Source organism: Agrobacterium sp. ST15.13.015 (assembly GCF_027871645.1).
Lineage (GTDB): Bacteria > Pseudomonadota > Alphaproteobacteria > Rhizobiales > Rhizobiaceae > Agrobacterium > Agrobacterium leguminum.
This window is the reverse complement of the sequence record NZ_JAQAHF010000001.1, coordinates 605,441-629,321: the sequence shown is the minus strand read 5'-3', so window position 1 is coordinate 629,321 and position 23,881 is coordinate 605,441. Positions and strand designations below refer to the sequence as shown.

At 60.6% G+C, this 23,881-nt stretch carries 23 protein-coding genes; 9 read left to right on the top strand and 14 right to left on the bottom strand.

Annotated features, from left to right (window positions below; translation table 11 throughout):
* Positions 1-6: 6 nt before the first annotated feature.
* Positions 7-984 carry an L-threonylcarbamoyladenylate synthase gene (locus PIB16_RS03030; protein ID WP_080856971.1) on the top strand — a complete coding sequence of 326 codons (978 nt, stop codon included), beginning with the start codon at positions 7-9 and terminating at the stop codon, positions 982-984.
* A gap of 50 nt (positions 985-1,034) precedes the next feature.
* Positions 1,035-2,468 carry an FAD-binding oxidoreductase gene (locus tag PIB16_RS03025; RefSeq protein ID WP_020810754.1) on the top strand — a complete coding sequence of 478 codons (1,434 nt, stop codon included), beginning with the start codon at positions 1,035-1,037 and terminating at the stop codon, positions 2,466-2,468.
* A gap of 14 nt (positions 2,469-2,482) precedes the next feature.
* Here PIB16_RS03025 and PIB16_RS03020 read toward each other — a convergent pair whose 3' ends face one another.
* A complete protein-coding gene (locus tag PIB16_RS03020; RefSeq protein ID WP_003521054.1) occupies positions 2,483-3,001 on the bottom strand; it encodes a hypothetical protein in 519 nt (172 codons plus the stop codon).
* A 289-nt stretch (positions 3,002-3,290) separates the two neighbouring features.
* Here PIB16_RS03020 and PIB16_RS03015 point away from each other — a divergent pair, with 289 nt between their 5' ends.
* The 3 genes from PIB16_RS03015 to PIB16_RS03005 all read left to right on the top strand — a co-directional run bounded on the left by PIB16_RS03015 (position 3,291) and on the right by PIB16_RS03005 (position 6,696).
* Positions 3,291-4,448, top strand: a complete 1,158-nt coding sequence (locus PIB16_RS03015) for a PA0069 family radical SAM protein (protein WP_020810756.1) — start codon at positions 3,291-3,293, stop codon at positions 4,446-4,448.
* A 336-nt stretch (positions 4,449-4,784) separates the two neighbouring features.
* Complete coding sequence (locus PIB16_RS03010) at positions 4,785-5,438, top strand: ribonuclease HII (protein WP_078051185.1); 654 nt, start codon at positions 4,785-4,787, stop codon at positions 5,436-5,438.
* An 82-nt stretch (positions 5,439-5,520) separates the two neighbouring features.
* Positions 5,521-6,696: a peptidase S41 gene (locus PIB16_RS03005; RefSeq protein WP_271044949.1), complete on the top strand. Its 1,176-nt coding sequence runs from the start codon at positions 5,521-5,523 to the stop codon at positions 6,694-6,696.
* 331 nt (positions 6,697-7,027) lie between these two features.
* On the opposite strand, the gene PIB16_RS03000 is transcribed toward PIB16_RS03005, so the two are convergent.
* The 12 genes from PIB16_RS03000 to PIB16_RS02945 all read right to left on the bottom strand — a co-directional run bounded on the left by PIB16_RS03000 (position 7,028) and on the right by PIB16_RS02945 (position 18,916).
* On the bottom strand, positions 7,028-7,513 hold the full coding sequence (locus PIB16_RS03000) for a F0F1 ATP synthase subunit B (protein WP_020810758.1): 486 nt from the start codon (positions 7,511-7,513) through the stop codon (positions 7,028-7,030).
* A gap of 1 nt (position 7,514) precedes the next feature.
* The gene (locus tag PIB16_RS02995) at positions 7,515-8,156 is read right to left on the bottom strand and encodes a F0F1 ATP synthase subunit B (protein ID WP_059760786.1); all 642 of its coding nucleotides are present in this window, start codon (positions 8,154-8,156) and stop codon (positions 7,515-7,517) included.
* 79 nt (positions 8,157-8,235) lie between these two features.
* The gene (locus tag PIB16_RS02990) at positions 8,236-8,463 is read right to left on the bottom strand and encodes a F0F1 ATP synthase subunit C (RefSeq protein ID WP_003494147.1); all 228 of its coding nucleotides are present in this window, start codon (positions 8,461-8,463) and stop codon (positions 8,236-8,238) included.
* Between the two features lie 72 nt (positions 8,464-8,535).
* Positions 8,536-9,285 carry a F0F1 ATP synthase subunit A gene (locus PIB16_RS02985; protein WP_003521045.1) on the bottom strand — a complete coding sequence of 250 codons (750 nt, stop codon included), beginning with the start codon at positions 9,283-9,285 and terminating at the stop codon, positions 8,536-8,538.
* Between the two features lie 60 nt (positions 9,286-9,345).
* The gene (locus tag PIB16_RS02980; RefSeq protein ID WP_035261818.1) at positions 9,346-9,711 is read right to left on the bottom strand and encodes an AtpZ/AtpI family protein; all 366 of its coding nucleotides are present in this window, start codon (positions 9,709-9,711) and stop codon (positions 9,346-9,348) included.
* Positions 9,712-9,981: 270 nt separating this feature from the next.
* Positions 9,982-11,145 (bottom strand): cell wall hydrolase, encoded by a 1,164-nt coding sequence (locus tag PIB16_RS02975; RefSeq protein WP_065654347.1) that lies wholly within the window; start codon positions 11,143-11,145, stop codon positions 9,982-9,984.
* A 146-nt stretch (positions 11,146-11,291) separates the two neighbouring features.
* Positions 11,292-13,211 carry a potassium transporter Kup gene (locus PIB16_RS02970; RefSeq protein WP_065654348.1) on the bottom strand — a complete coding sequence of 640 codons (1,920 nt, stop codon included), beginning with the start codon at positions 13,209-13,211 and terminating at the stop codon, positions 11,292-11,294.
* Positions 13,212-13,226: 15 nt separating this feature from the next.
* Complete coding sequence (locus tag PIB16_RS02965; protein ID WP_065654349.1) at positions 13,227-14,204, bottom strand: magnesium transporter CorA family protein; 978 nt, start codon at positions 14,202-14,204, stop codon at positions 13,227-13,229.
* 339 nt (positions 14,205-14,543) lie between these two features.
* Positions 14,544-15,674 carry an Mrp/NBP35 family ATP-binding protein gene (locus PIB16_RS02960; RefSeq protein WP_271044948.1) on the bottom strand — a complete coding sequence of 377 codons (1,131 nt, stop codon included), beginning with the start codon at positions 15,672-15,674 and terminating at the stop codon, positions 14,544-14,546.
* A gap of 118 nt (positions 15,675-15,792) precedes the next feature.
* A complete protein-coding gene (locus PIB16_RS02955) occupies positions 15,793-17,016 on the bottom strand; it encodes a CmpA/NrtA family ABC transporter substrate-binding protein (protein WP_078051190.1) in 1,224 nt (407 codons plus the stop codon).
* A gap of 78 nt (positions 17,017-17,094) precedes the next feature.
* On the bottom strand, positions 17,095-17,835 hold the full coding sequence (locus PIB16_RS02950) for a helix-turn-helix transcriptional regulator (protein ID WP_003521038.1): 741 nt from the start codon (positions 17,833-17,835) through the stop codon (positions 17,095-17,097).
* A 211-nt stretch (positions 17,836-18,046) separates the two neighbouring features.
* The gene (locus PIB16_RS02945) at positions 18,047-18,916 is read right to left on the bottom strand and encodes an IclR family transcriptional regulator (RefSeq protein ID WP_174035682.1); all 870 of its coding nucleotides are present in this window, start codon (positions 18,914-18,916) and stop codon (positions 18,047-18,049) included.
* Between the two features lie 80 nt (positions 18,917-18,996).
* On the opposite strand from PIB16_RS02945, the gene PIB16_RS02940 reads away from it, so the two are divergent.
* From PIB16_RS02940 to PIB16_RS02925, 4 genes are read left to right on the top strand one after another with little or no spacing between them, the layout of a single operon-like run.
* A complete protein-coding gene (locus PIB16_RS02940) occupies positions 18,997-19,770 on the top strand; it encodes an SDR family NAD(P)-dependent oxidoreductase (protein ID WP_174035749.1) in 774 nt (257 codons plus the stop codon).
* Positions 19,770-20,684, top strand: a complete 915-nt coding sequence (locus tag PIB16_RS02935) for a 2-dehydro-3-deoxygalactonokinase (RefSeq protein ID WP_271044947.1) — start codon at positions 19,770-19,772, stop codon at positions 20,682-20,684. The genes PIB16_RS02940 and PIB16_RS02935 overlap by 1 nt, the downstream gene beginning before the upstream one ends.
* Before the next feature lie 15 nt (positions 20,685-20,699).
* The gene (locus PIB16_RS02930) at positions 20,700-21,329 is read left to right on the top strand and encodes a 2-dehydro-3-deoxy-6-phosphogalactonate aldolase (protein ID WP_003521032.1); all 630 of its coding nucleotides are present in this window, start codon (positions 20,700-20,702) and stop codon (positions 21,327-21,329) included.
* Positions 21,330-21,333: 4 nt separating this feature from the next.
* Entirely contained in the window at positions 21,334-22,221 is an 888-nt protein-coding gene (locus PIB16_RS02925) for an SMP-30/gluconolactonase/LRE family protein (RefSeq protein ID WP_080856007.1), read from the top strand.
* Between the two features lie 268 nt (positions 22,222-22,489).
* Here the strand turns inward: PIB16_RS02925 and PIB16_RS02920 are convergent, their stop codons facing one another.
* Positions 22,490-23,842, bottom strand: coding sequence for a putative bifunctional diguanylate cyclase/phosphodiesterase (locus tag PIB16_RS02920; protein WP_003521030.1), 1,353 nt, complete (start codon positions 23,840-23,842; stop codon positions 22,490-22,492).
* Between the last annotated feature and the right edge of the window lie 39 nt (positions 23,843-23,881).

The window sequence follows — 23,881 nt, the reverse complement described above, 5'->3', positions numbered from 1 at the left end:
AGCATCATGGCGCGTCATATCGATATAGAGAAAGAGCGGGAAACGGCCCTGCAGGCATCCGTGGCGGAGCTTGCCGCCGGCCAGCCCATCGCCCTGCCGACCGAAACGGTCTACGGCCTTGCCGCCGACGCCACCAATCCGGCGGCGATTACCCGCATTTACGAGACAAAAGGCCGGCCGCAGTTCAACCCCCTGATCTGCCACATGGCCGATATCGCCATGGCCGAACGTTACGCCGTCTTCGACCCCATATCGCTGAAGCTGGCAGAAGCCTTCTGGCCCGGCCCGCTGACGCTGGTGCTGCCGCTGAAACCGGCGAGCGACATTCATTCGCTGGCGACAGCTGGCCTCGATACGGTCGGCATTCGTGTGCCGCAGGGTTTTGCCAGCGATCTGATCCGCCGTTTCGACAGGCCTCTCGCCGCCCCCAGCGCCAATAGTTCCGGCAAGATCAGCCCGACAAGTGCCTCCCATGTGGAGGCGGATCTCGGCCAGAAGATCAATCTCATTCTCGATGGGGGCGCGGCCGCTGTCGGCGTCGAATCCACCATCGTCAAGGTGGAAGAGGATGGCCGGGTGCGGCTGCTTCGTCCCGGCGGCATCGTTACCGCGGACATAGAGCGCATTGCCGGCAAACGGCTTGAACGGCCGAAAAAAGCAGCCGCCGCCATTGAAGCGCCGGGAATGCTGGCCTCGCATTACGCGCCGGGTGCGGCCGTGCGCCTTCACGCCACATCCGTTCTGCCGGGCGAAGCGCTGATCCGCTTCGGCGGCATCACCGTTGCCGGCGAAGAGACGGCGCGCACCGTGCTCGATCTCAGCCCTTCCGGCGATCTTTCCGAGGCCGCCGCCAATCTGTTCGATTATCTGAAAGCCGCCGATGCAAGCGGCGCAGACATGATCGCCATCACCGCCATTCCCACCCATGGTCTTGGAGAGGCGATCAACGACCGCCTTTCCCGCGCCGCCGCGCCGCGAGGCTGACGGCACCCAATCCTTTCGCCCATGTTTCAAAAGACAGCGAGACGCCACCCATGACGACCACCGCCATCCCCTCCTCCGACATCCTCGACCGCTTCACCGCCATTGTCGGCGAAAAAAACGCGGTCCGCGACCCGGCGGAAATGGCGCCGCGTCTGGTGGAAAATCGCGGGCTTTATCGCGGCGCCTCGCCGCTGCTCATCAAGCCCGGTTCGGTTGAAGAAGTTGCCGCCATCCTGAAGCTCGCCAGCGAGACCGGCACCGCCATCGTGCCGCAGACCGGCAATACCGGCCTCGTGGGCGGCCAGACGCCACGCGCCGAAGGAACGGACATCATCCTGTCGCTGGAGCGCATGAACCGCGTTCGCGATATCGATCCCGTTGCCAATATCATCGTCGCCGATGCCGGCTGCATTCTCGATGACATCCACAAGGCTGCTGATTCCGTGGAGCGCATGTTCCCGCTGTCGCTCGGCTCTCAAGGCTCCTGCCGCATCGGCGGCAATCTCGCCACCAATGCCGGCGGCACGGCGGTGCTCGCCTATGGCAACATGCGCCAGCTCTGCCTCGGGCTGGAAGTGGTGCTGCCGACCGGCGAAATCTGGAACGGGCTGCGCCGGCTGAAAAAGGACAATACGGGTTACGATCTGCGCGATCTCTTCATCGGTTCCGAAGGCACGCTTGGCATCATCACCGGCGCGGTGCTGAAACTCTTCCCGAAACCGCTCGGCCATCAGGTAGCCTTTGCCGGTCTCAGCTCCACCGAAGATGCGCTGAAGCTGTTCGAGATGGCCTCTAACCTCTGCGGCACGGCGCTGACCGGTTTCGAACTCATGCCGCGAATCGGCGTCGAATTCACCGCGCGGCATATTCCCGGCGTGCGCGATCCCCTGGAACAGCCGCATGACTGGTACGCGCTCATCGATATTTCCACCTCCGACTCGGCCGAAACGGCAGATAGCATGATGCAATCGCTGCTGGAGCGCGGTTTTGAGGCCGGGCTGGTCCAGGATGCGGTGATCGCCGCGTCCGAAGCGCAGCGGCAGGCGCTCTGGCACATGCGCGAAAGCATGTCGGAGGCGCAGAAACCCGAAGGCGGCTCGATCAAGCACGATGTTTCCGTTCCGGTGTCGAAAATACCGGAATTCATGGCGACGGCGGAAAAAGCGGTTCTTGCCGCCATACCCGGCGCCCGCGTCTGCGCCTTCGGACATCTGGGCGACGGCAATATTCATTACAATATTTCCCAGCCGGTGGGTGCCGACAAGGCAGAATTCATTGGCCGCTGGCGGGACATGAACGAGATCGTGCATGGCATCGTGCTGTCGCTCGGCGGGTCGATCTCGGCCGAACACGGCATCGGGCAATTGAAGCGCGACGAACTGGCCGCCATCCGCCCCGGCATCGAAATGGAGTTGATGCGGCGCATCAAGCACGCTTTCGATCCCGCCGGCATCATGAACCCCGGCAAGGTTCTGGCCGGGTAAAGCAGGCCCCGAGGTTAGGCCGAGGCCCGCAGCGCCCAGGCGGGCACCATTTCCGCATTCAGCCGGCGCGGTTTCTGCGCACCGACAAATTGCGTCAGGCTCATGCCCGATTTCGCAATCGACACCGCATGCTTCTTTGGCAGAAGATATCCGTGTTCCAATGGCGGAATACGCCGCAGCATGCGGCTGAAAACATTACGCCGGTGATAGCGCGAGGGCGAAAAGCGGGCCGGCTGCGCGCAGATCGCCACATATTCGAGAATCTCGTCGATCCAGCCCGCCTGCGGGCGCGCGCCCGGCTCGATCAGAAGCAGCCAGCCGCCGCGTGCGGACTTCACGACGTCTTCGATGTCCCACTGCCCATAAAAACGGCAACCGGCGGCATCGGCGACGCGCGACGATCCATCGCGCGAACCGTGATCGAGGATCACAACATCGCTTACAAGCCCTTCCACGGCCCCGGTTACAAGCGCAGACAAGGTGTGCGCCAGTTCCGGCTCGTGATCCCGGCATTCCATTATGACTGTCAACATCTGCATAGCTCTAACGCATCGCACAATAAATTGCCACTATGCTCATCGCGGTAAAAATACGCGGCTTCCCATGCCCACCGACCGCACGGTCTCCGACGTGGCCCTGCCCGTCGCGGTCACCCATCCTTCTCTGAAGAACGGCCGAATTTGCAATTTTGTTCTTGTATTGTTCTCATTCCTGATGTAGGAATTTAATCATTCGGAAGGCGGTTGAAAGCCTGTCCGGATGGAAACGGTTTAGGGCGTTGAGCGGGCCTTGAGAGGCGTGCGGCGTCCTGGGAGCATCCAGATGAGAAACCATACGCTTTCGGGGCAGGCTGCCTTCCAGCCGAGCCATATGCCGGATATTGCCAATGCGCTGGCCGATGCATCCGGCCTGCGCATCGAGATCGACCGCCGTCGCGGTCGTGGCGCCGGGCTGAACCCGGATGGACGCTTCGAGACCCTGCAGCACGAGGTTTTCGACGATGGCTGGCAGACTCTCGAGGACATGCCGGAATTCCGCACCGAGGTGCAGGTGGAAAAGCCGCGCAGCATCATCACCCGTAATGAATCGCCCGACATCCCCTTCGACCGCTCCATCAATCCCTATCGCGGCTGCGAACATGGCTGCATCTATTGCTTTGCACGTCCTACGCACAGCTATATGGGGCTTTCGGCCGGGCTGGATTTCGAGGCCAAGCTTTTCGCCAAGCCGGATGCGGCAAAGCTGCTGGAACGGGAACTGGCAAAGCCGGGCTACAAGCCGCGGGTGATCGCCATCGGCACCAATACCGATCCCTATCAGCCGATCGAGCGCGAATGGCGCATCATGCGGCAGATACTGGAAGTGCTGGCCAAGGCCGATCATCCCGTCGCCATCGTCACCAAATCGGCGCTTATCAAGCGGGATATCGATATTCTCGCGCCCATGGCCAAAAAGGGACTCGCCAAGGTCGGTATTTCCGTCACCACGCTGGACCGGAAGCTCGCGCGCAACATGGAACCGCGCGCCGCCACGCCGGAGAAGCGGCTGGAGGCCGTCAAGGCGCTGACCGAGGCCGGCATTCCCGTGGCCGTGATGATGGCGCCTGTCATTCCGGCGCTCAACGATCATGAGATCGAGCGTATTCTCGAGGCCGGCAAAGCCGCCGGCGCTACCGAAGCGTCTTATGTGCTTTTGCGTCTGCCGCTGGAGGTGAGCCCGTTGTTCCGCGACTGGCTGCTGCGCAACTATCCGGACCGCTACCGTCATGTCATGTCGCTGGTGCGCTCCATGCGCGACGGCAAGGATTATGACGCGGAATTCGGAAAACGCATGAAGGGCGCCGGCCCCTATGCCTGGCAGATCGGCAGGCGTTTCGAGATGGCGACAAAAAGGCTCGGCCTCATCCGCCGCGGCATCCATCTGCGCGACGATCTCTTCGTGCCGCCGGGCGGTGCAGGCGTGCAATTGTCGCTGCTTTGAAAGACCGAGGCTGAAAACAACTCCGCCTGATCGAAGCACCATACGGAACGTGCGGCGATATCAGGCAGAACATGACAGGAAGCGGCGGCCTCTTTTTTAGACTGGCCACGCTCCCACGACATGCCCGGTGGGTTTTCCCTGGCCCGCCGGACATCGCTCCCGGAACCGCCGCCTCGCGTGCGATCGTTTTTCCTCCGCCGCCCCGTTGGAGGATCAAAGGTCATGATGACCTTCGGGGCACGGCGAGCCACGCCCCTTGACCCCGGCTCACCGCGCCCGTCATCGCCCGCTTCCGGGGGCTTGCAGGAGATCGGGTGTGTGTGCCAGTTTCGCCGCATGAAACGCACGGCCACACCCGATTCTCCTGCTCTTTTTGATATTGCCGATACCGGTCCGGATTTTTCCTTCGAACTGGAAGCGAAAAAGAAGGGCCTCTGGCCCGTGGCCGGCACGGATGAGGCAGGACGGGGACCTCTGGCCGGACCGGTGGTTGCGGCCGCCGTCATTCTCGATCCGGACAATATTCCTGAGGGGATGGACGATTCCAAGAAGCTGACGAAGCAGAAGCGGGAAAGCCTGTTCGTACAGATCATGGAAACCTCGATCGTATCCGTCGCCTCTTCCGGCCCCGGCCTGATCGACAGCATGAATATCCTGCGCGCCAGCCTCGACGCCATGCGCCGCGCCGTGCTCGGTCTCGAAATCTTCCCTGCCCTCGTTTTGGCCGACGGCCGCGACCGCCCGCCCGGCATCGCCTGCGAGGCCAAAGCCGTCATCAAGGGCGATTCCCGCTCCCTCTCCATCGCCGCCGCCTCGATCATCGCCAAAGTGACCCGCGACCGGATGATGGAACGCGCGGGTGTGGTGCACACATCCTACGGCTTTGAAGGCCATGCTGGTTACGGCACTCCAGCCCACCTGCGCGCCATCGAAAGCCACGGGCCTTGCCCGCTGCACCGGATGAGCTTCAGGCCGCTGAAGCGGGATTGATGACAAATAATGGAGTTCCAGCCAGAACCTCCGCTATCGACCCGATCTGGACATCGACGAGCAACTATGTGCACCGTAAATCATGTCCCTGACGCAAGACCTCGAGAAAATTCTGGAAACTGTCCTGCCAACCGATCCCAGTTTTCGGCGGATCGAACAGGCGACGATAGACAGCTGCATTTGTGACACTCGACGATACGCTTTGGAGGGCTCCAAAGAGGCCTTTCTGTTCTCCGCCATGCGCCTGCTCGCACTTCCCGACAACGGACACACACGGCTGATCCCGAACGATTCCATCTCGGTGCTCCCGCTGAGGTTTGTGAGCGTCGGGACGGTGGTACAGTTAACTGACACGGCACTGGAAACAACTGCGACAAGAGGAGAGCTGATAGCAGTCAACGGCACACCTTTGGGCCAAATTGATGCCGCCGCAGAGAAATTTCTGGCGGGAACGCGCCAGAGGAAGCGGGTCATTGGACCGCTTCTTCTCGCGTGGCCGTATGCATTGGCCCACCTCGGTTTTTCTTCAAAAGAAAATACGACCGAATATCGCTTGAAAGACGAGAATGGGCAGATAACCGATTTGAAAGTGGAGAACGGGCGTACGGTTCCTGCATCGATGCTCTACCCGAGAAACGAGCATGGCAAGGCTGATCCGGCCTGGAAGCCCGAGAGATTTTTGGAGATCAAGGACTGGCAGGGGCTTGGGCTTTCAATATCACTGCCAAGTTTCTTCGATCCAAGCGAAACTGCGTTGCCGAAAGCCATCTCTGATGCAGCGGAGCATGTAAGCACCCGCTCAAACCAAAAACTCTTGATTGACGTTCGCGGAAACACCGGTGGCGACTTCCTTCAAACGATGCCCTTGATCGACGCCATCTCTGAAAACGCTAGCAGGCGGGTTGCTGTGCTTGTCGACAAATTCACGTTTTCCGCAGCGATAGTGTTTGTAGCCATCCTCAAACATCGTTTGGGACGTAGGCTCAAACTTATCGGGGAAGAAATGGGCGACGGGTTGAGGTTTTTTGCCGAGGGAGGGTTGCTGGATTTGCCGATCAGCGGAGCGGTCGTTCGATACTCATCGGCCTTTCACGACTGGGAGAACGGAACCAGCGACGAGACCACACCGGTTGAGATCGCGCAGCAACTGGTCCCGCTAGGAAAACTGAATTTGGATTGGGAATGGATCGTAAGGTCTACTGCTGAGAATGCACAAGGCGCGTTCTATCAACAAGTTCTAAAGAGTCTGAACGATTAGACGAACGGCGGCTAAGCCCACACTGTTGACGGTCGACCCTTGGAAAATGCTGCGCCAGGTATGGAATGGCCGCCTTCGCTTTCGGCGCCGCGGCAATCAGGCGATGCACACTTCATCCGTCCGCTTCTGGCGCAAAGCGAAAACGCAATCCGACATTCAGCATCAAAAACACTAGAGCCGATCACCGCCACCTCCGAGGGAGGCCTGCTGGAGCGCATGCCGCATTTCCATAGCGCAGGCGGCACCATATCCCGAACCAGCTTTTCCACCTCAAACGAAAAACCCCTCACGGCTTGCGCCGGAGGGGTTTTAAACAATACCGAGATAAATCTCAGTTCAGCTTCGACTTCACTTCGCCGATCGTGGCGGTGAAAAGCTTGGCCTTTGCAGCAGCGGTGGTCTTTTCGGCAATGAGCTTCTCGGAAGCGGCAATGGCGATATCCACGGCGGCGGCGCGGACGGCGCCGATGGCGTCGTCTTCGGCCTGCTTGATCTTCTGTTCCGAAAGGGCCGTGCGGCGGGCGACGAATTCTTCCGTCTTCTGCTTGGCTTCTTCCGTCAGGGCTGCGGCCTCACGCTCGGCGGCGGCAACGATACCTGCGGCTTCGGCTTCTGCTTCCTTACGCTTGCGCTGATATTCGGCCAGCAGGTGCTGGGCCTCTTCGCGCAGGCGCTTGGCTTCGGCCAACTCGTCCTGAATGTTCTGGGCGCGCTCGTCCAGAGACTTGGCGAGCATGCCGGGAACCTTGAGATAGGCGACCAGAACGAAGAAGAGGACGAGACCGACGAGAGCGAAAAATGATGCATCAAATGCCATATCAGGCTCCCTTCACGTTCGAAGCGGCGGCAATCGCTGCCTTCACGTCCGTGTCCTTGACCTTGGCGCCGACCAGCTGGTCGACGATCGCGGTCGCGGTTTCTTCGGCAATGGCGCCGACATCGGCGAATGCCTGTTCCTTGATGCCGGCAATGCGCTTTTCGGCGGCGGCAAGCTTTTCGGCAAGACCGGCTTCGATAGCGGCGCGGTCGGCATCGGCCTTCGCCTTTGCGGCGTCACGGGCCGCAGCGCCGATGGAGCCTGCCTTGGCGCGGGCTGCCGCGAGTTCTTTTTCATAGGTTTCGACGGCAGCGTCGGCTTCGCTTTTCAGCCGTGCCGCTTCATCGAGATCCTGTGCGATGCGTCCATGGCGGTTTTCGAGAATGCCGCCGACGCGCGGAACGATGACCTTCTGCATGAGCAGGTAGAAAAGGCCGAACGTGATCGCCAGCCAGAGAACCTGCGATGCATAAGTAGACTGGTCGAACGGCGGGAATACGCCGGAAGCGCCGTGTTCGGCGCCGTGCGCCACACCGGTTTCCGTGTGCGTGGCTTCCGGTTGCGGCTGGCCGACAGCCGGAGTTTCCGTATGCGTTTCACCTACGGTCGGTGCTGACTGGGCATAAGCCTCGGTCACGAACATGCTCACCTCCAGGGGTACTGCAAATGCGAAGGATCACGGCACGCCATTTGCGGGCCGTGATCCAGACCTGATGCCGATATTAGACAGCGAACAGGAGAAGGAGAGCAACGAGCAGCGAGAAGATGCCCAGAGCTTCCGTAACGGCGAAGCCGAATACCAGACGGCCGAACTGGCTGTCGGCAGCAGAGGGGTTGCGCAGTGCGCCGGACAGGTAATCACCGAAGATACGGCCGAGTGCGAGGGACGTACCAGCCATGCCGAGGCATGCGAGACCTGCGCCGATGTACTTTGCTGCTTCCGCTTCCATGTGAGACTCCTTGAGATATTGGTTGTTGCGGCTGTTTTTGACGCCCGTTGCCGGGGCCAGCGACTTTACTTCTCAGTGACCACCATGCACGGCGTCGTTCAGGTACATGCAAGTCAGTACCGCGAAGACATAAGCCTGCAGGAAGGCAACGAGAAATTCGAGAGCGGTCATGGCGACCGTCATGATGAGAGGCAGGACTGCACCGCCGACGCCGAGCGCGCCGAGCGCGCTCATGGAGGCGACGAAGCCTGCGAAAACCTTGAGCGTGATGTGGCCGGCCAGCATGTTCGCAAAAAGACGAACCGAAAGGCTGATCGGGCGCGACAGGAACGAGATCATTTCAATCGACGCCACAAGCGGCAAAAGCGCCTTGGGCACGCCCGAGGGGGCGAAGATGCCGAAGAAATGCAGGCCATGCTTCCAGAAACCGTAAACCAGGACCGTACCGATGACGAGGCAGGCGAGCGCGAAGGTGACGATAATCTGGCTGGTGACCGTGAAGAAATACGGGAACATGCCGAGAAGGTTGGCCGTCAGCACGAACATGAACAGCGAGAAGACGAAGGGGAAGAACACCATGCCCTTCTTGCCGGCGCCTTCGCGCAGCATGGAGGCGATGAATTCATAGGACATTTCAGCGACGGACTGCATGCGGGTCGGGATCAGACCGCGGTTCGACGTTGCGAAATAAAGGAAACCGGAAGCCGCAGCCACGGTCGCGACCATGAAGAGCGACGCATTGGTGAAGGAAAAATCGACGCCGCCAATTTCGATCGGAATGATCGGCTGCACCAAGAACTGATGGGTCGGATCGTTTGCCACCGGCTGCCCTCTTTACCTGTCGCCGCCTGTCGCGGCATCTCAACTGCAAGAAAAAACAGCTTAAACGCCGCCTTTTCCACCCTCGTCTCGCCTGTCCGCCTTCTCCAGCAGCGGCGGCTTGGCCACCGCGCCCGTCGAGCGCAACACATTCAATACGCCTGCGCAGAAACCGAGAAGAAGAAGAACGATCATCCCCCACGGCGTCGTGCCGGCAAAATAGTCCAGAAGATAACCCAGCATAGCGCCGACCACGATGGCCGAAATGAACTCCGATGAGAGCTTAACCGCCATCGCAAAGCCCTTCCGGCTTTCCGCAGCGTTGGTCTCCGCCCTCACTTCCGCCTCATCCTCCGCCTTCACCTTGGCCAACTCGTCAGCAAGGCGCTTGCGGCGCTCGTCCAGACTATCGTCACGGTTGCCAGTCATCTTAAAATCCCACCCATTTTCTCCGTTCCAGCCATGCCAGAACCCTTTGGAGTTGTAAACGGTGACGGATTAAGCCTGTTCCAGCCCGCTCTGAAGTCGCGCGCAACATAGTTTTAGGGGCTTCTCTAGTCAAGGCACTGGCGACGGTTGTTGCAGCACAAATTAATCACGCAAAAACAACAGCTTGACCTCAAATCGCCGTTTGACCGCGATGTTTCGCAAAGGAATCGGCATTTTTGACACGCAAAATGCGACAAATCGGCGGTGGTATCAGCTCCAGCCGCCACCATAGGTACGGTAAAAGACGTGCAATCCGATTCTGCCGACCTTCTTCATCGTGCGGCCCCAGGCGGGACGCACATAAACGGCGTGATAATGGGTTGCCGAACCCACTTCCTTCATCCAGATTTTGCCGGCGGTGGTGGCCATGGCCACTTCGCGCGCCATTTTCCAGTGGCGTTCGGAATTCACGCGGTCCTTGATATTGTCGCAGGCGAAGGAAAACTGGCAGCGGTTGCGCCAGTCCTTGTTCTGATAGACGACGCCGCAGATGGTTTTCGGATAGGCGGGATTGCGCACGCGGTTAAGAATGACCTGCGCCACCGCCGCCTGTCCCTTCACCGATTCTCCGCGCGCCTCGAAATAGATGCCGGAGGCAAGGCATTGCTGTTCGGCTGCGGAAAACACGGTGGCGGGCAGCGGGGTGGCTGCCCAGGCGTGGTCGTCCTCGGCGATCTGCGGCACGAAACGGCCAGCCTCGGGCTTTTTGAGAATGGCGTCGAAGGGCGACTCGCGGGCGAAATCCGGTTCGGCCGGCGCATAGGCCGTGGCGAGAATATCCGGCGTGCGATTGGTGATGAGCTCCGCCAGCATTGGCGAGACGCTTCTGTCCGCCTTCTTTTCCTCACGGCGGAAATAGAAGGAGGCGAGTTCCACGTCCTTGCCGCGCTTCGGCTTGACGAAAGCGGTGCGGTCCTTGCGCTTCAGCGGCTCGATATCCAGCATGCTGGTGCGCTGCAGGACGGAACCGGCTGTGAAGGCCTTGGGCGGCTGCATGATTTCGGTGGCGACGATGCGGCCCTTCTTGGCGGCGCGGTTGACGCGCTCGCTGTCGGGCGTCGTTGCCTCGCCCTTCTTGTTGGTGACGAAGGCAACCTTGCTGCCATTGGGCAGGGTCATGCCGCCGCCGTGCAGCGCCGCCTCCCCTGCCGCATCGTTAAAGGTGAGCGAGGCATTGTGCACCGAGCCCGCCGGAGAGGCCGTCAGCACCATGCGCCATTGCTCGCCGCCCTTGTCCAGACCAGCCAGAAGCGAGGCCAGATCCGCGCGCGCAGCGAGGGAGGGAAAAACGAGCCAGGCGGCAAGGCCGAAGACGACAGGCGAGGTCCATTTTGACGCCCACCCCTGAAGGGACACGGGGGACCGACGACGCATTACTCTTTTCGAACGCAAAACCAGCACTCCGAACACCGACAACCATATTTGCTACAGGTGTTCGAGAATCTCTTATTAACCTTGATGCTTGGTTAACGCCGCGCGTGGACGCGGCTTCACGTTAATGTGTAATCATCTTCGAATAGTCAGACGACGACGTGCGAGCCCAGTTCTACCACGCGGTTGGCCGGTAGACGGAAATAATCGGACGGATCGGCGGCGGTTTCGGCGAGCGCGATGAACAGGCGGTTCTGCCAGCCCGGCATGCCCGATTTCGGATCCGGCACCAGCTTGCGGCGGCCGAGATAAAACGAGGTGGACATGATGTCGAACTTGTAGCCGGTGCGCCGGAGATACCCCAGCGCCTGGGTGACGTTCTGGGTTTCCATGAAGCCGAAATGCAGTTCGACCACGGCGAAACGGTCGCTCAGTTTCGTCAGCGTATATCGTTCGGCAGGATGGACGCGGGGCTGGTCTTCGGTGCGGATCGTCAGGATGACGTTCTTGTCGTGCAGCACGTGGTTATGCTTGAGATTGTGCAACAGTGCGGCCGGCGCTGTCTCGGGATCGCCGGTGAGGAAGATGGCGGTGCCGGGCACGCGCACCGGCGCATGCGGGCTTTCCTTTTCCACAGAGGCGACGAAGGCCTTCAACGGCACATCGGTGCGGCGGGTCTTGGCGAAGAGGATTCTCGAACCGCGCTGCCAGGTGGTCATGATGACGGTGAAGGCGATTGCCAGCAGCACCGGCACATAACCGCCGTCGTGAATCTTCAAGAGGTTCGCGCCGAGGAAGATCAGCTCCAGCGCCAGAAGCGGAGCCAGCACGGCAATGGCCAGCCAGACCGACCATTGCCAGCGCTTGCGCACGAATTCGAAGAACATCAGGCTGGTGACGACCATCGCGCCGGTGACGGAAATACCATAAGCGGTGGCCAGCGCATCCGAACTCTTGAAGGTGAGCACCAGCGCCACAACGCCGAACAGCAGGATGGTGTTGACGGCCGGCAGGTAAATCTGCCCGGTATTGGTTTCCGAGGTGAAGAGGATTTCCATGCGCGGCAGGTAGCCGAGATGGATCGCCTGACGCACGAGCGAAAACGCACCTGTTATGACTGCCTGGCTGGCGATGATGGTGGCGGCGGTCGCCAGAATGACGGCCGGCAGGATCGCCCATTGCGGGAACATCAGGTAGAAGGGATTGGACATCGCCGCCGGGTCTTTCAGCACCAGCGCGCCCTGCCCGAGATAGTTCAGCGTCAATGCCGGGAAAACCAGACAGAACCACGCCCACTGGATGGGACGGCGGCCGAAATGGCCGAGATCGGCGTAAAGCGCTTCCGCCCCGGTGATCGTCAGGAAAACCGCGCCAAGCACAACGATGCCGTAGAAGCCTTCACTGGCCAGAAACTCCACCGCATGCCACGGGTTGAAGGCGAAGAGGATGCTGAAATCATCGGCAATATGAAGGAGACCGGCCAGACCCATGACGATGAACCAGACGGCAGTGATCGGTCCGAAGAATTTCGCCACCGTGCCCGTGCCGTGGGACTGGATGGCAAAAAGGCCGATGAGAATGCCGACTGAGATCGGGATGATGAAGGCGTCCATTTCCGGCGTGACGAGCTTCAGGCCCTCCACCGCCGAAAGCACCGATAGCGCCGGGGTAATCATGGCGTCGCCCAGAAACAGTGCCGCGCCGATGAGGCCGAGTACAATGAGAACGCCGCGATGGGTGCCCGCCGTTTTCATCAGCAGCGCCAGCAGCGACAGCGTGCCGCCCTCTCCGTCATTGTCGGCGCGCAGCAGCAGGGTAATGTATTTGAAGGTGACGATGATGGTCAAAGACCAGATCATCAGCGATGTGAGGCCGATGACTTCTTCCTGCGTCACGCCGTCATAGGCGATGGGCCGCAGCGCCTCGCGGAAGGCGTAGAGCGGGCTGGTGCCGATATCGCCATAAACGACGCCGATGGAACCAAGGATCGCGGCATAAAGCCCCTTGTTCTTGTGCTCGTCATCCGCATCCGGTTTCTCGGCAACATCCTTGTCAGCGATCTGGGACATGATGATCCTGGCTCCTCAGAGCCAGCCCTTCCAACGAAAAAAGAGAAACGGGATGATGGCGGACATCAGCATGACGATGAGCGCGAGTGGGTAACCGAATGTCCAGTTCAACTCCGGCATGAGCTGAAAGTTCATTCCATAAACAGAGGCCACCAGCGTCGGCGGCAGGAACACCACCGAAGCGATGGAGAAAATCTTGATGATGCTGTTCTGCTCGATGTTGATGATACCAAGCGAGGCATCCAGCAGGAAGGTCAGATTGCCGGAAACGAAGGAGGCATGTTCGTTCAGCGACTGAATATCGCGGCCGATCGACTTGCCCTGCTCCCGCGCGCCCTTGTCTTCGCGCACCTGATCGCTGGTGGACAGAAAGGTCTGCAGGCGCGCCAGAGATGCAAGGCTCACGCGGACCTTCGATATCAGCCGGTGATAGGCGGCGATGTTGCCGAGGCGGTCTTCGAGATAGCGCGGCGCCTTGCGTTTGGAACGAGCCTGGCTGCCGAGAATGTCGGCGGCGAGATTGTCGATGCCGGCGACAGAGTTTTCGAGAATTTCAGCCGTGCGGTCGACGATCGTTTCGAGCAGCTTCAAAAGCAGCGCCGTGCCGCTGCGCATTTCGTGCGGCGCGCGGGTAATGGCGGCAATGAAAAGGTGGAACGATTTCGGCTCGGCATAACGGATTGTCACCAGACGCTTGCCAACCAGAACGAAGGCGACGTCGGTGAGACGGGGATCATCCGAATCCGCCTTCCATACCAGAGACGCGGTCATGAAGACATTGGCGTCTTCCATATAGAGACGACTGGAAGGCTCGATATCCTTCAGGTCTTCGCGCGTCGGCAGTTCCACGCCCAGCAGCTTTTCCACATGCTGCTCTTCCGCCCTGTCCGGATTGACGAGATCGATCCAGACGATGTCGTCGGGAATCTGTCCGGAGCCGTCGTCTGACGACAGGCTGATCGCCTCGCAATTGGCGCGATAGGCTTTTATCAATCCGTTTCTCCGCTCCACATTGCAGGCTTCAGCCGCAATGCTGCTTAACATATCCTGTTTGCGCTCGGCAAACCCTTGGACGACACTTCAGGGAACGCCGGACGAGCGGGATTTTCACAATCTCGCCAGCCCGATGGACCAAGAGCCAAACGGCGCAGGCGTATGCGCCCAAAGCGAGATGCAATCAAGCAATATTTTTTCTCGACAGCATTGCAGGCGAAGCATTTCTGCAGTTCAAATCCGGAATGCCTGCCCGATACTGGCGATTAATCTTCTGTTTTCAAAGGATTTTTCAAAGCGGGCAGACACCTGCCCGATTTTGCGCCCATGATTGCCGCGCTACTCGAAAACGATCTTCGGCGCCGCTTTTCTCTCGCCCGCACCGATGCGCGCCCAGACTTTTTCGGCAATATCGCGATAGATCGCGGCCTGCGGGCCATTGGGCTCGGCGGCGACGACCGGCGTTCCGGCGTCCGACATTTCGCGGATGGAGATGGTGAGCGGAACTTCGCCGAGGAAGGGCACGCCGATCCTTTCAGCCTCCGCCTTCGCGCCGCCATGGCCGAAAATATCGTAGCGCGCGCGGGTATCGGGCGCGATGAAATAGCTCATGTTCTCGATGACGCCCAGGAGCGGAACCTCCACCTTGCGGAACATGGTGATGCCCTTGCGTGCGTCGATCAGCGCCAGATCCTGCGGCGTGGAAACGATGACGGCGCCGGCGAGCGGCACCTGCTGGGCGATGGTCAACTGCGCATCGCCAGTGCCGGGCGGCATGTCCAGCACCAGCACATCCAGTTCGCCCCAGGCCACTTCGCGCAGCATCTGCATCAGGGCGGACTGCACCATCGGCCCGCGCCAGATCATCGCGGCTTCCTCATCCACCAGAAAGCCCATGGACATGACCTTCAGCCCATAATTTTCCATGGGAAGAATGATGCGGTCTTCCTGCTGCTGCGGGCGGCCGGAAATTTTCAGCAGTCGCGGCAGCGAAGGGCCATAAATATCGGCATCGAGCATACCGACCTTGAGGCCGAGGGCCTGAAGACCGAGCGCCAGATTGACCGCGGTCGTCGACTTGCCCACCCCGCCCTTGCCCGAGGCGACGGCGATGATGGCCCGCACACCCGGAACGCCGACCTTCGAGGAGCCGGGCTGTTGGGCCGGCCGGCCGGTTGCGGCGGCGGGGCGCGCGGGTGCGGGTTGCTGCTGGCCAGGCTTGCGGTCGGCCGTCAGCGCCACGACCGCGCCGACGATACCTTCCACGCTTTTGGCCGCCTGTTCGGCGGCAAGCCGCAGCGGCTCCATCTCCGCAGCCTTGTCGGCCGGGACAGTGATCGAGAAATAGGCCTTCGCATCGGCGATGAAGATTTCCGAGACCATGCCGAGTGCGACGATGCTCTTGCCGCTGCCGGGATAAATTACCGCTTCCAGCGCCTTTTCCACCTGGCTCTTGCTGACCTCTGCCATATTCCTGCTCCGCTTCATCATCCGACCGGTATTGCGTGCCATCCATAGAGAAGCCGGAGCGCTTCGCCAATGCCAAAGCGCGACAGTCCGGCATTCGCGACGATTTAACGCTGCGGTTTCAGATTTCGTCGTCCATCGCCAGCGTTTCCGGATCGAAAACATGGCCGTCGAAAAAACAGTCGGGGCCGAGCACCAGACCCGTTCGCGATGCGCCGACGTGAACAGGCTCGCGCAGCGTGCCCTCGAGCTTCAGATTAGCACCCGGCACCGGCACGAAAAGCGGCTTCATCGCCTTGCGGAAAATATCCGGCCGGTAGGCGTTGCGGGCCGCCTCCACCACGGCGGGATCGAACCGGTAATCGGCGGAAACCTCGCCCCAGCGCAACATCTGGCTGAAGAACCACAGGGCTTGGCTCTGCCATGGAAAATTGGCGGCCTTGGCGCTGGTCACGAAAAACTCCTGAAAACGCTGCATGTCCCGCTGCGAGGTTGAAATATAGCCCGTCAGCGCCGGCAGCAGGAATTCGCCGTTCTCATCCATATATTGAGGGGCGGCGAGGATGCCGGCCAGTTCCTCGATATTGGCGGCATTGGCGCACCATTCGCCGGCACGGTAAAGGGCACGCAGCAGCCCTTCCAGAAGGGCGGGATTGTCCTCCACCCAGCGCTTCTTCGCAGCCAGTATCTTTTCCGGCGCATTATGCCAGATCAACGCCCCGGTGGTGACGATCCGGCCCGCGCCGCCGAGCACCACGGCGCTGCCCGCGGGTTCGGCGGTACAGAGCGCATCGACCTCGCCGCTTTCCAGGAGCGCCGGCATCGCCTTCGGCAGGGCCTCGACGATTTCCATATCCCGGCCGAGCAGCACGCCGCAGCTTCCGAGCAGGTAACGCAGCGCATAAAACGGCGTGGAGACGATATCCTCGACCGCAAAGACCGGCGGATTTTTCCCCGCCGCCCGGCGCGCGGCGCAGACACGGGCCATGGCGCGTCCAAAAGTCGCCGGGTCCGGCAGCTTCAGCCCTTCGCGGTAGAGCTCGTCATAAAATCCGTGGGAAACGGTCGTTGCGGATCCACCGAGCGAAAGCGTGAAAACGCCGACAATATCGGCCGGCAGGTCATCGAGGCCGACAGCGGAGCCGACGGGAACCGGAGCGGGCAGATGCGCGACGTGAACGCCATCCTCGCCAAGCGCCGCAAGCACGGCGCGGGCGGACTGTTTTCGGAAAAGTTCGAGTTCTATGCCTTCATCGGCAGCAAAGCCTTTTTCGGCAGCGGCTATCAGCACGGCGCAATCGATAGTCGGAGAAAATCCTGCTTTTACCTTATGCCGTTCCGGCAAACGATTTCTCCTTTCCGGTGATTCGAAAAGAGGATCGCCCAGGAAGCGGTTTATCACAATGATAAAATTAAGATTTCGCTATTTTATCAGGCCGACCCGCAGCGCTTTTGCGACGGCCTGGGTGCGGTTGACCGTGTCGAGTTTTTTCGTCGCACGGTTCAGGTAATGATTGATGGTATGTTCCGACAGCATCATGATTTCAGCGATTTCGGCGCTGGTCTTGCCGGCGGCGGTCCAGTTCAGGCAGTCAATCTCCCGCTCGCTCAAGGTTTCGGGAACCCTGAGATCGAGGCGGCGGATTTCAGACAGCCGGGCAAAGACATGGCTGGAAATGTAAAAAAGCTCCGCAAGCCGGCTGGCGGGCACAGCCGTCTTGTTGCCGGAAAAGGATACCGCGCCCCGTCGCATGGTGATGTCGTGAACGGGGAACCAGACCGAATTGATCATTTCGAACCGTTCGAAAAGGTTGATTACGGTTTTCCTGGCGATTTCTCCGTCGCCCCTGACCAGAAAATCCATGGAGACGGAAAAGGGCACGGTCGATTTTTTCAACTGCGCCATCACCCGGCTGGTCTGGAGCATGCCCTCTTCATCGTAACGCTGCAGAAGCTCGGCCGGCCAGCTGGTGATGATCGTATATTGCGACAGTTCGCTCGCCACTTCCGAAGACAGGTCGAGTACCATGAAAGCCTTGAATTCCCAGGCCTCCGTCAGCCGTTTCAAAAACCGGAATATATCGAACTGCGTGTTGAGATCGGCGATCTCGCGAACGCAATCAACACCAATCGACTGAACGGCGGTCGTCTCTGTTTTCTGCATCAAAGCTGTTCTTCGAGAATGAGAAAATGCCGCCGCAAAGGCCCGCCCTTGCCCGGAAATTGTTGCGGATGTTACCCAGCAAAACGATTCATGCAAACAAAAGTTGAAAACTTAATTCATAATAGTCGAAAATAATGTCGAACGCATAAGAATGGGTGCATGGCCGGCGGTTCCGGACGGGCAAATCCAGGGACTGCGCGCCCTGTTTTCTTCAACCATCCGCAACCGGGGATAATCGGCAGGCAAGATCGTCGGAAATCCTGTCGGCGGTCTCGCGCACCAGAGGGGCCCATTTGCGAAGCTGTTCCACATCCACACGATAGGCCGGACCGGTGACGGAAATCGCCGCGCGAAAATTGCGCCCGGGCGCCCGGACGGGTGCTGCGACGCAGTGAATTCCGATCTCGTGCTCCTGAAGGTCGAATCCGTAGCCCTTGTCGCGAATGGTCGCCACTTCCGCCATCAGCGCTTCCGGCGTCGTGAGCGTGCTTTCCGTGAAGCGATGAAAATCCAGTTCCGCCGCCAGCTGCGCCAGATCGTCGGCGGAGAGCAGCGACAGCGCCGCCTTGCCCACGCCGGTGCAATAGGCTGGCGAGGTTTTGCCGACCTGCGAATGCATGCGCAATGTGTGCTGCCCCTCCATCTTGTCGAGATAGGTGACCTGTCTGCCGTTCAGCACGGCGAGATGCACGGACTCCTGCGTCACCTCCTGCAACGCCGCCAGATGGGGAGCCGCGACGCTTCGCAGGTCGTTGCCGCTCCAGGCCTTCGCGGCCAGTTGCAGCAATCGCAGCCCGACGGCATAGGTCTGATCGGCAGCGTGATCGACAAGGCCTTCGGCGACAAGATGGGCGAGCTGGCGATGAACCGTGCCGCGCGGCTGGCCGCAGGCTTCGACCACATCGGTAAAGCGCATCGGTTTTTCAGCAAAGGCGATCAACTCCAGCAGCGAGACGGCCTTGCCGAGCGTGCCCGTCTCAACTCCGGTTTTCCGTTGCATCACCGGAACCGCATCAGGCTTTTGCCGATTGGGCTTTTTATTATCGGGCATGGCAACATCCACCATCATCTGCCTTGACATAAGCGTGACGCCAAGAGAATAATTCCATTTAGTAAAATCTAGTTCCAAATAATGGAACAATCAAGCCTTTCGTGGACGAGATGACGCCGATGACGCAAGCCCAATTTCCGGACCTCAAGGATGCGGGCGTGCTCGTCACCGGCGGCGGTTCCGGCATCGGGGCATCGCTGGTGGAAGCCTTTGCGATGCAGGGCGCGAAGGTTTCGTTCATCGATATCGCCGAAGAGCCGAGCCTGGCGCTCGTCAAGCGGCTTGCAATGACGGCGCAGCATCCCGTCCACTTCTTCAAGACCGACCTTCGCGATATTGCGGCGATCGGAAAGACGGTGGAGGCCGCGGCCTCCGCCACCGGTGGCATCAAGGTGCTTGTCAACAACGCCGCCTGGGACGACCGCCACGACATAGACACGGTGACGGAAGCCTATTGGGACGCCAATCAAGCGGTCAATCTCAAGCAGATGTTCTTCACGGTTCAGGCAGCCCTGCCCTATCTGCGGCAGGCGAAGGACGCCTCCATCGTCAACTTCTCGTCCATCTCGTTTCTGCTCAACATGGGCGAGTTGCCCTCCTATGCGGCGGCCAAGGCCGGCATTATCGGGCTGACGAAAAGCCTCGCCGGCCGGCTGGGCCCGGAAAACATCCGCGTCAACACGCTGCTGCCCGGCATGATCGTGACGGAGCGGCAGAAGGAACTATGGCTGACGGATGAGGGCATTGCCGCCACCACCGCGCGGCAATGTCTGAAACGCACGCTCGTCGCCGCCGATCTGGCGGGTCCGTGCCTGTTTCTCGCATCATCGGCATCGAGCGCCATCACGGCACAATCCATAATCGTAGACGGAGGCCTCCTATAATGTCTGAACCCGCTTTCATCGCCGTCGACTGGGGTACGACCAGTTTCCGGCTCTGGCTCATGAGCCGATCGGGCGCGGTGCTGGCGGAGCGCAGAAGCACGGAAGGCATGACCACCGCCATGCGGACCGGTTTTGCCGATGTGCTGCAATCGCATCTCGACGCCATCGGCGCGCCGGAAGGTTTGCCGGTTCTCGTCTGCGGCATGGCAGGCGCGCGGCAGGGCTGGGTCGAGGCGGGTTATATCGATGTGCCGACATCGCTTTCGGCGGTTCTCGACGGCGCGGTTCGCGTGCCGGGCCAGGCGCGGGATGTGCGGATTCTGCCCGGGCTGGCGCAACGGGACAAAAACGCGCCCGACGTCATGCGCGGCGAGGAAACGCAATTGCTTGGCGCTCTCGCTTCCTCGGATGCCGGTGAAAAGCTCGTCTGCATGCCCGGCACCCATTCCAAATGGGTGACCGTTAAGGATGGCGGCGTGACGGGTTTCGCCACGTTCATGACCGGCGAACTTTTCGAAGTCGTCTCGAAACAGACGATCCTTTCCCATGCGGTGGCCGAGGCCGAAGCCTTTACCGGCGAGCATGCGGCTTTCACGGCCGCGGTGCGCGACATCTACGCCAATCCGCAGCTTGCGACCAATCGCTTTTTCACCCTTCGCTCCGGCCAGTTGCTGCACGGCCTCACCGCCACCGACGCCAAGGCCAAGCTTTCCGGCATCATGATCGGGCTGGAAATCGCCAGCGCGCATTCCACCGCCCGGCGCGAGACGCCGGTGGTGCTGATCGGCTCCGGTGCGCTCGGCGCGCTTTACGAAGGCGCCTTCACCGCCCTTGATATCCACTATACGGTCATCGATGCAGACGAGGCCGTGCGGCGCGGATTGCTGGCCGCTGCAAATGCCATCTGGCCATAAGAAGAAAGATCTACCATGCGTATTCCCTTCCCTTCCATCAAATATCCGCTAATCGCCATCCTGCGCGGTCTGAAGCCCGAGGAAACCGAAGGCGTCGTCGGCGCGCTGATCGAAACCGGCTTCCGCGCCATTGAAATTCCGCTCAACTCGCCCGATCCGTTCCGCTCCATCGAGATCGCCGCGAAGATGGCGCCCGCCGATTGCCTGATCGGCGCGGGTACCGTGCTCAGCGTGGAAGACGTGGCCTCGCTGGATGCGGCCGGCGGCAAGCTGATGGTGAGCCCCAATGCCGACGCCGATGTGATCGTCGCCGCGCGCGTCAAGGGCATGGTGACGATGCCGGGTGTTCTCACCCCCACCGAGGCGCTGGTGGCCGCGAAGGCCGGTGCGACGGGGCTGAAGTTCTTTCCCGCCAGCATCATCGGCCCCGCCGGCATCAATGCGATCCGGACGATCCTGCCGAAGGATCTGGTCATCGCCGCCGTCGGCGGCGTCTCGGACAAGAATTTCGCTGAATATACCTCGGCCGGTATCGTGGCTTTCGGGCTTGGCACCAGCCTTTACAAGCCGGGCATGACGGCGGCGGAGGTGCGCGAACGCGCCACTGTCACACTTTCAGCCTATGATGCAGCCATCGGAGGATAAGAGCTTGGCGACTGTTTTTCCCTTTGCCGGACGTGTTCTGGATGAAACGCCGATGCTGCTCGGCGAAGGCCCGACCTTCGACCCTGCGACCGGCACCGCCTGGTGGTTCAATATTCTCGAGCGGGAACTGCATGAGCTGCACCTCGCCTCCGGCCGCAAGACCGTGCACGCTTTGCCCTTCATGGGCAGTGCGCTCGCCAAGGTCAGCGACAGCAAGCAGCTGATCGCCTCCGATGACGGGCTTTTCCTGCGCGACACGGCTACCGGCGTGCTGACGCTGCATGCGGAGCTGGAAAAGGACCTGCCCGGCAACCGCTCCAATGACGGGCGCATGCACCCCTCCGGCGCGCTATGGATCGGCACCATGGGCCGCAAGGCGGAGACCGGCGCGGGCAGCATCTATCATGTCGCGAAGGGCACCGTGACCAAGCTGTTTGCCGAGATCAGCATTCCGAATTCGATCTGCTTTTCTCCCGATGGCGCGACGGGATATTACGTCGATACCAAGGTGAACAAGCTGATGCGGGTGCCGCTCGATGCCGAGACCGGCCTTCCCGCAGGCAAGGCTGAAGTCTTCATCGATTCCACCGGTATCAAAGGCGGCATCGACGGGTCGGTCTGCGATGCCGAAGGGCATATCTGGAACGCCCGCTGGGGCGTGGGCGCTGTGGATCGTTACGATGCGGACGGCAATCACATTGCCCGATATGAGGTGCCCGGCACACAGACGACCTGCCCGGCCTTCATCGGCCCCGACGCATCGCGCCTTCTCGTCACCTCGGCGCGCGAAAATCTCGATGACGACGCCCTTGCCGCGAACCCGCAGCATGGGTTGACGTTCGAGCTGGGGGTTGAGGTGAAGGGCCGGTTCGAGCCGCTTTACAGGCTCTAAGGCGCGGCGCAGGCCGCACGCAACAAAACGTGGAGAGCCTTCTGGCAAGGGTTGTTCCCGAAACGACCTCCCTCATTCCTGTGCTTGTCACAGGAATCTAGCCAGCCCAAGTCCTTGGGCTGAAAGGAGTCGTTTCGCCGCGCAGACGCGCGTCGGCTGGATTCCTGTGACAAGCACAGGAATGAGGGTTGTGGGGATGCGCCGGCGCACACAAGCTTGGCCGAGATGCAGTTTTCTCCAACAAGCGTCACGGCCAAGCCGTACCGCCTCAGGAAATATCCGACAATATCTCGCGGTAATTCTCGTGCAGATAGCGCTGGGTCGCGGCGGCATCGGCGGGGCGGCCGTAGAAATAGCCCTGGCCCATGGCGCAGCCGAGTGCGCGCAGCTTTTCCTCTTCCGCCCGTTCTTCGATCCCTTCGGCCACGACTTCGAGATCGAGCCCTTCGCACATGGCGACGATCGCCTTGATGATATGTTCGGAAGGGCGGTCGCTGCTGATGCGCGAGACGAAGGCGCGGTCGATCTTCACCTTGTCGAAAGTGAAATCGCGCAAGCGGCCGAGGCTCGACTGGCCGGTGCCGAAATCATCCAGAGAAATGCGAACGCCGGCGCTCTGCAACTCGCTGATGATGCGCTGGGCGGTATCGGCGGAAGTCATCACAGCCGTTTCGGTGATTTCAAGCTCCAGCCGGTGCGGATCTAGGCCGACACGCGAGAGAATGGAGAGAATATTGTCCGCCGTGCTGGGGTCCATCAATTGCGCGGAAGAGAGGTTGAAGGACAGGAAGAGTTCACGCGGCCAGAACAGGGCTGCCTCCGCCGCCTTTCGGAGCAGAGCTTCCGACAGCGCGTCGATGAAGCCGCGCTCTTCGGCAAGCGGCACGAAAACGGCGGGCGATACGAAACCGAGGTCCGGATCGTTCCAGCGGGCCAGCGCTTCGAAACCGATGACCTTCGCCTCTTCCAGCCTGACGATGGGCTGAAAATGCACGTCGATGGCATCGGTGATGATGGCGTTTCTGAGCGCCTGTTCCAGTTGCGTGGCGCGCTTCATTTCCTGCGCGATTTCGCGCGAATAGACCGTGATCTGGCCGCGGCCACGTCTCTTGGAGCGATAGAGCGCCGTCTCGGCGCTTTTCAGCAAATCCTCGAATTCATCGCCGGCGAAGGGATAGATGGCAAAACCGAAGGAGGAGGACAGGCGGACATTGCGGTCGCCGAGATCGTAAGGGGCCGAAAGCACGTCCTTGATCATGTTGCCGATGCGCTCGGCGCCCGTGCGCTCGAACACCAGCGGCAGCACGAAGGCGAATTCGTCGCCGTCATGGCGCGTCACGACCGCGCCATCGGGAATGCAGGCCTTCAGCCGGTGCGCGACCTGGCAGAGGATTTCATCGCCCGCCTGCACGCCGAACAGATCGTTGATGGGTTTGAAGCCGTCTATATTGGCGATGCCGACCGTGAAGGGCGCGGGATCGCTGGAGCGCTCGCTGGCAAGCATGCGAATCTTGTCCCGCAGACGGTAGCGGTTGCCGAGCCCCGTCAGCGGGTCGCTGTAGGCCATCGCCTGCAGCTCGTTCTGGCTGACCTGCAACGTTTGCGGCTCTGCCCGTTTCATTCCTGCATCTCGTGAATCCTGTGTCGACCGCGCTCACAA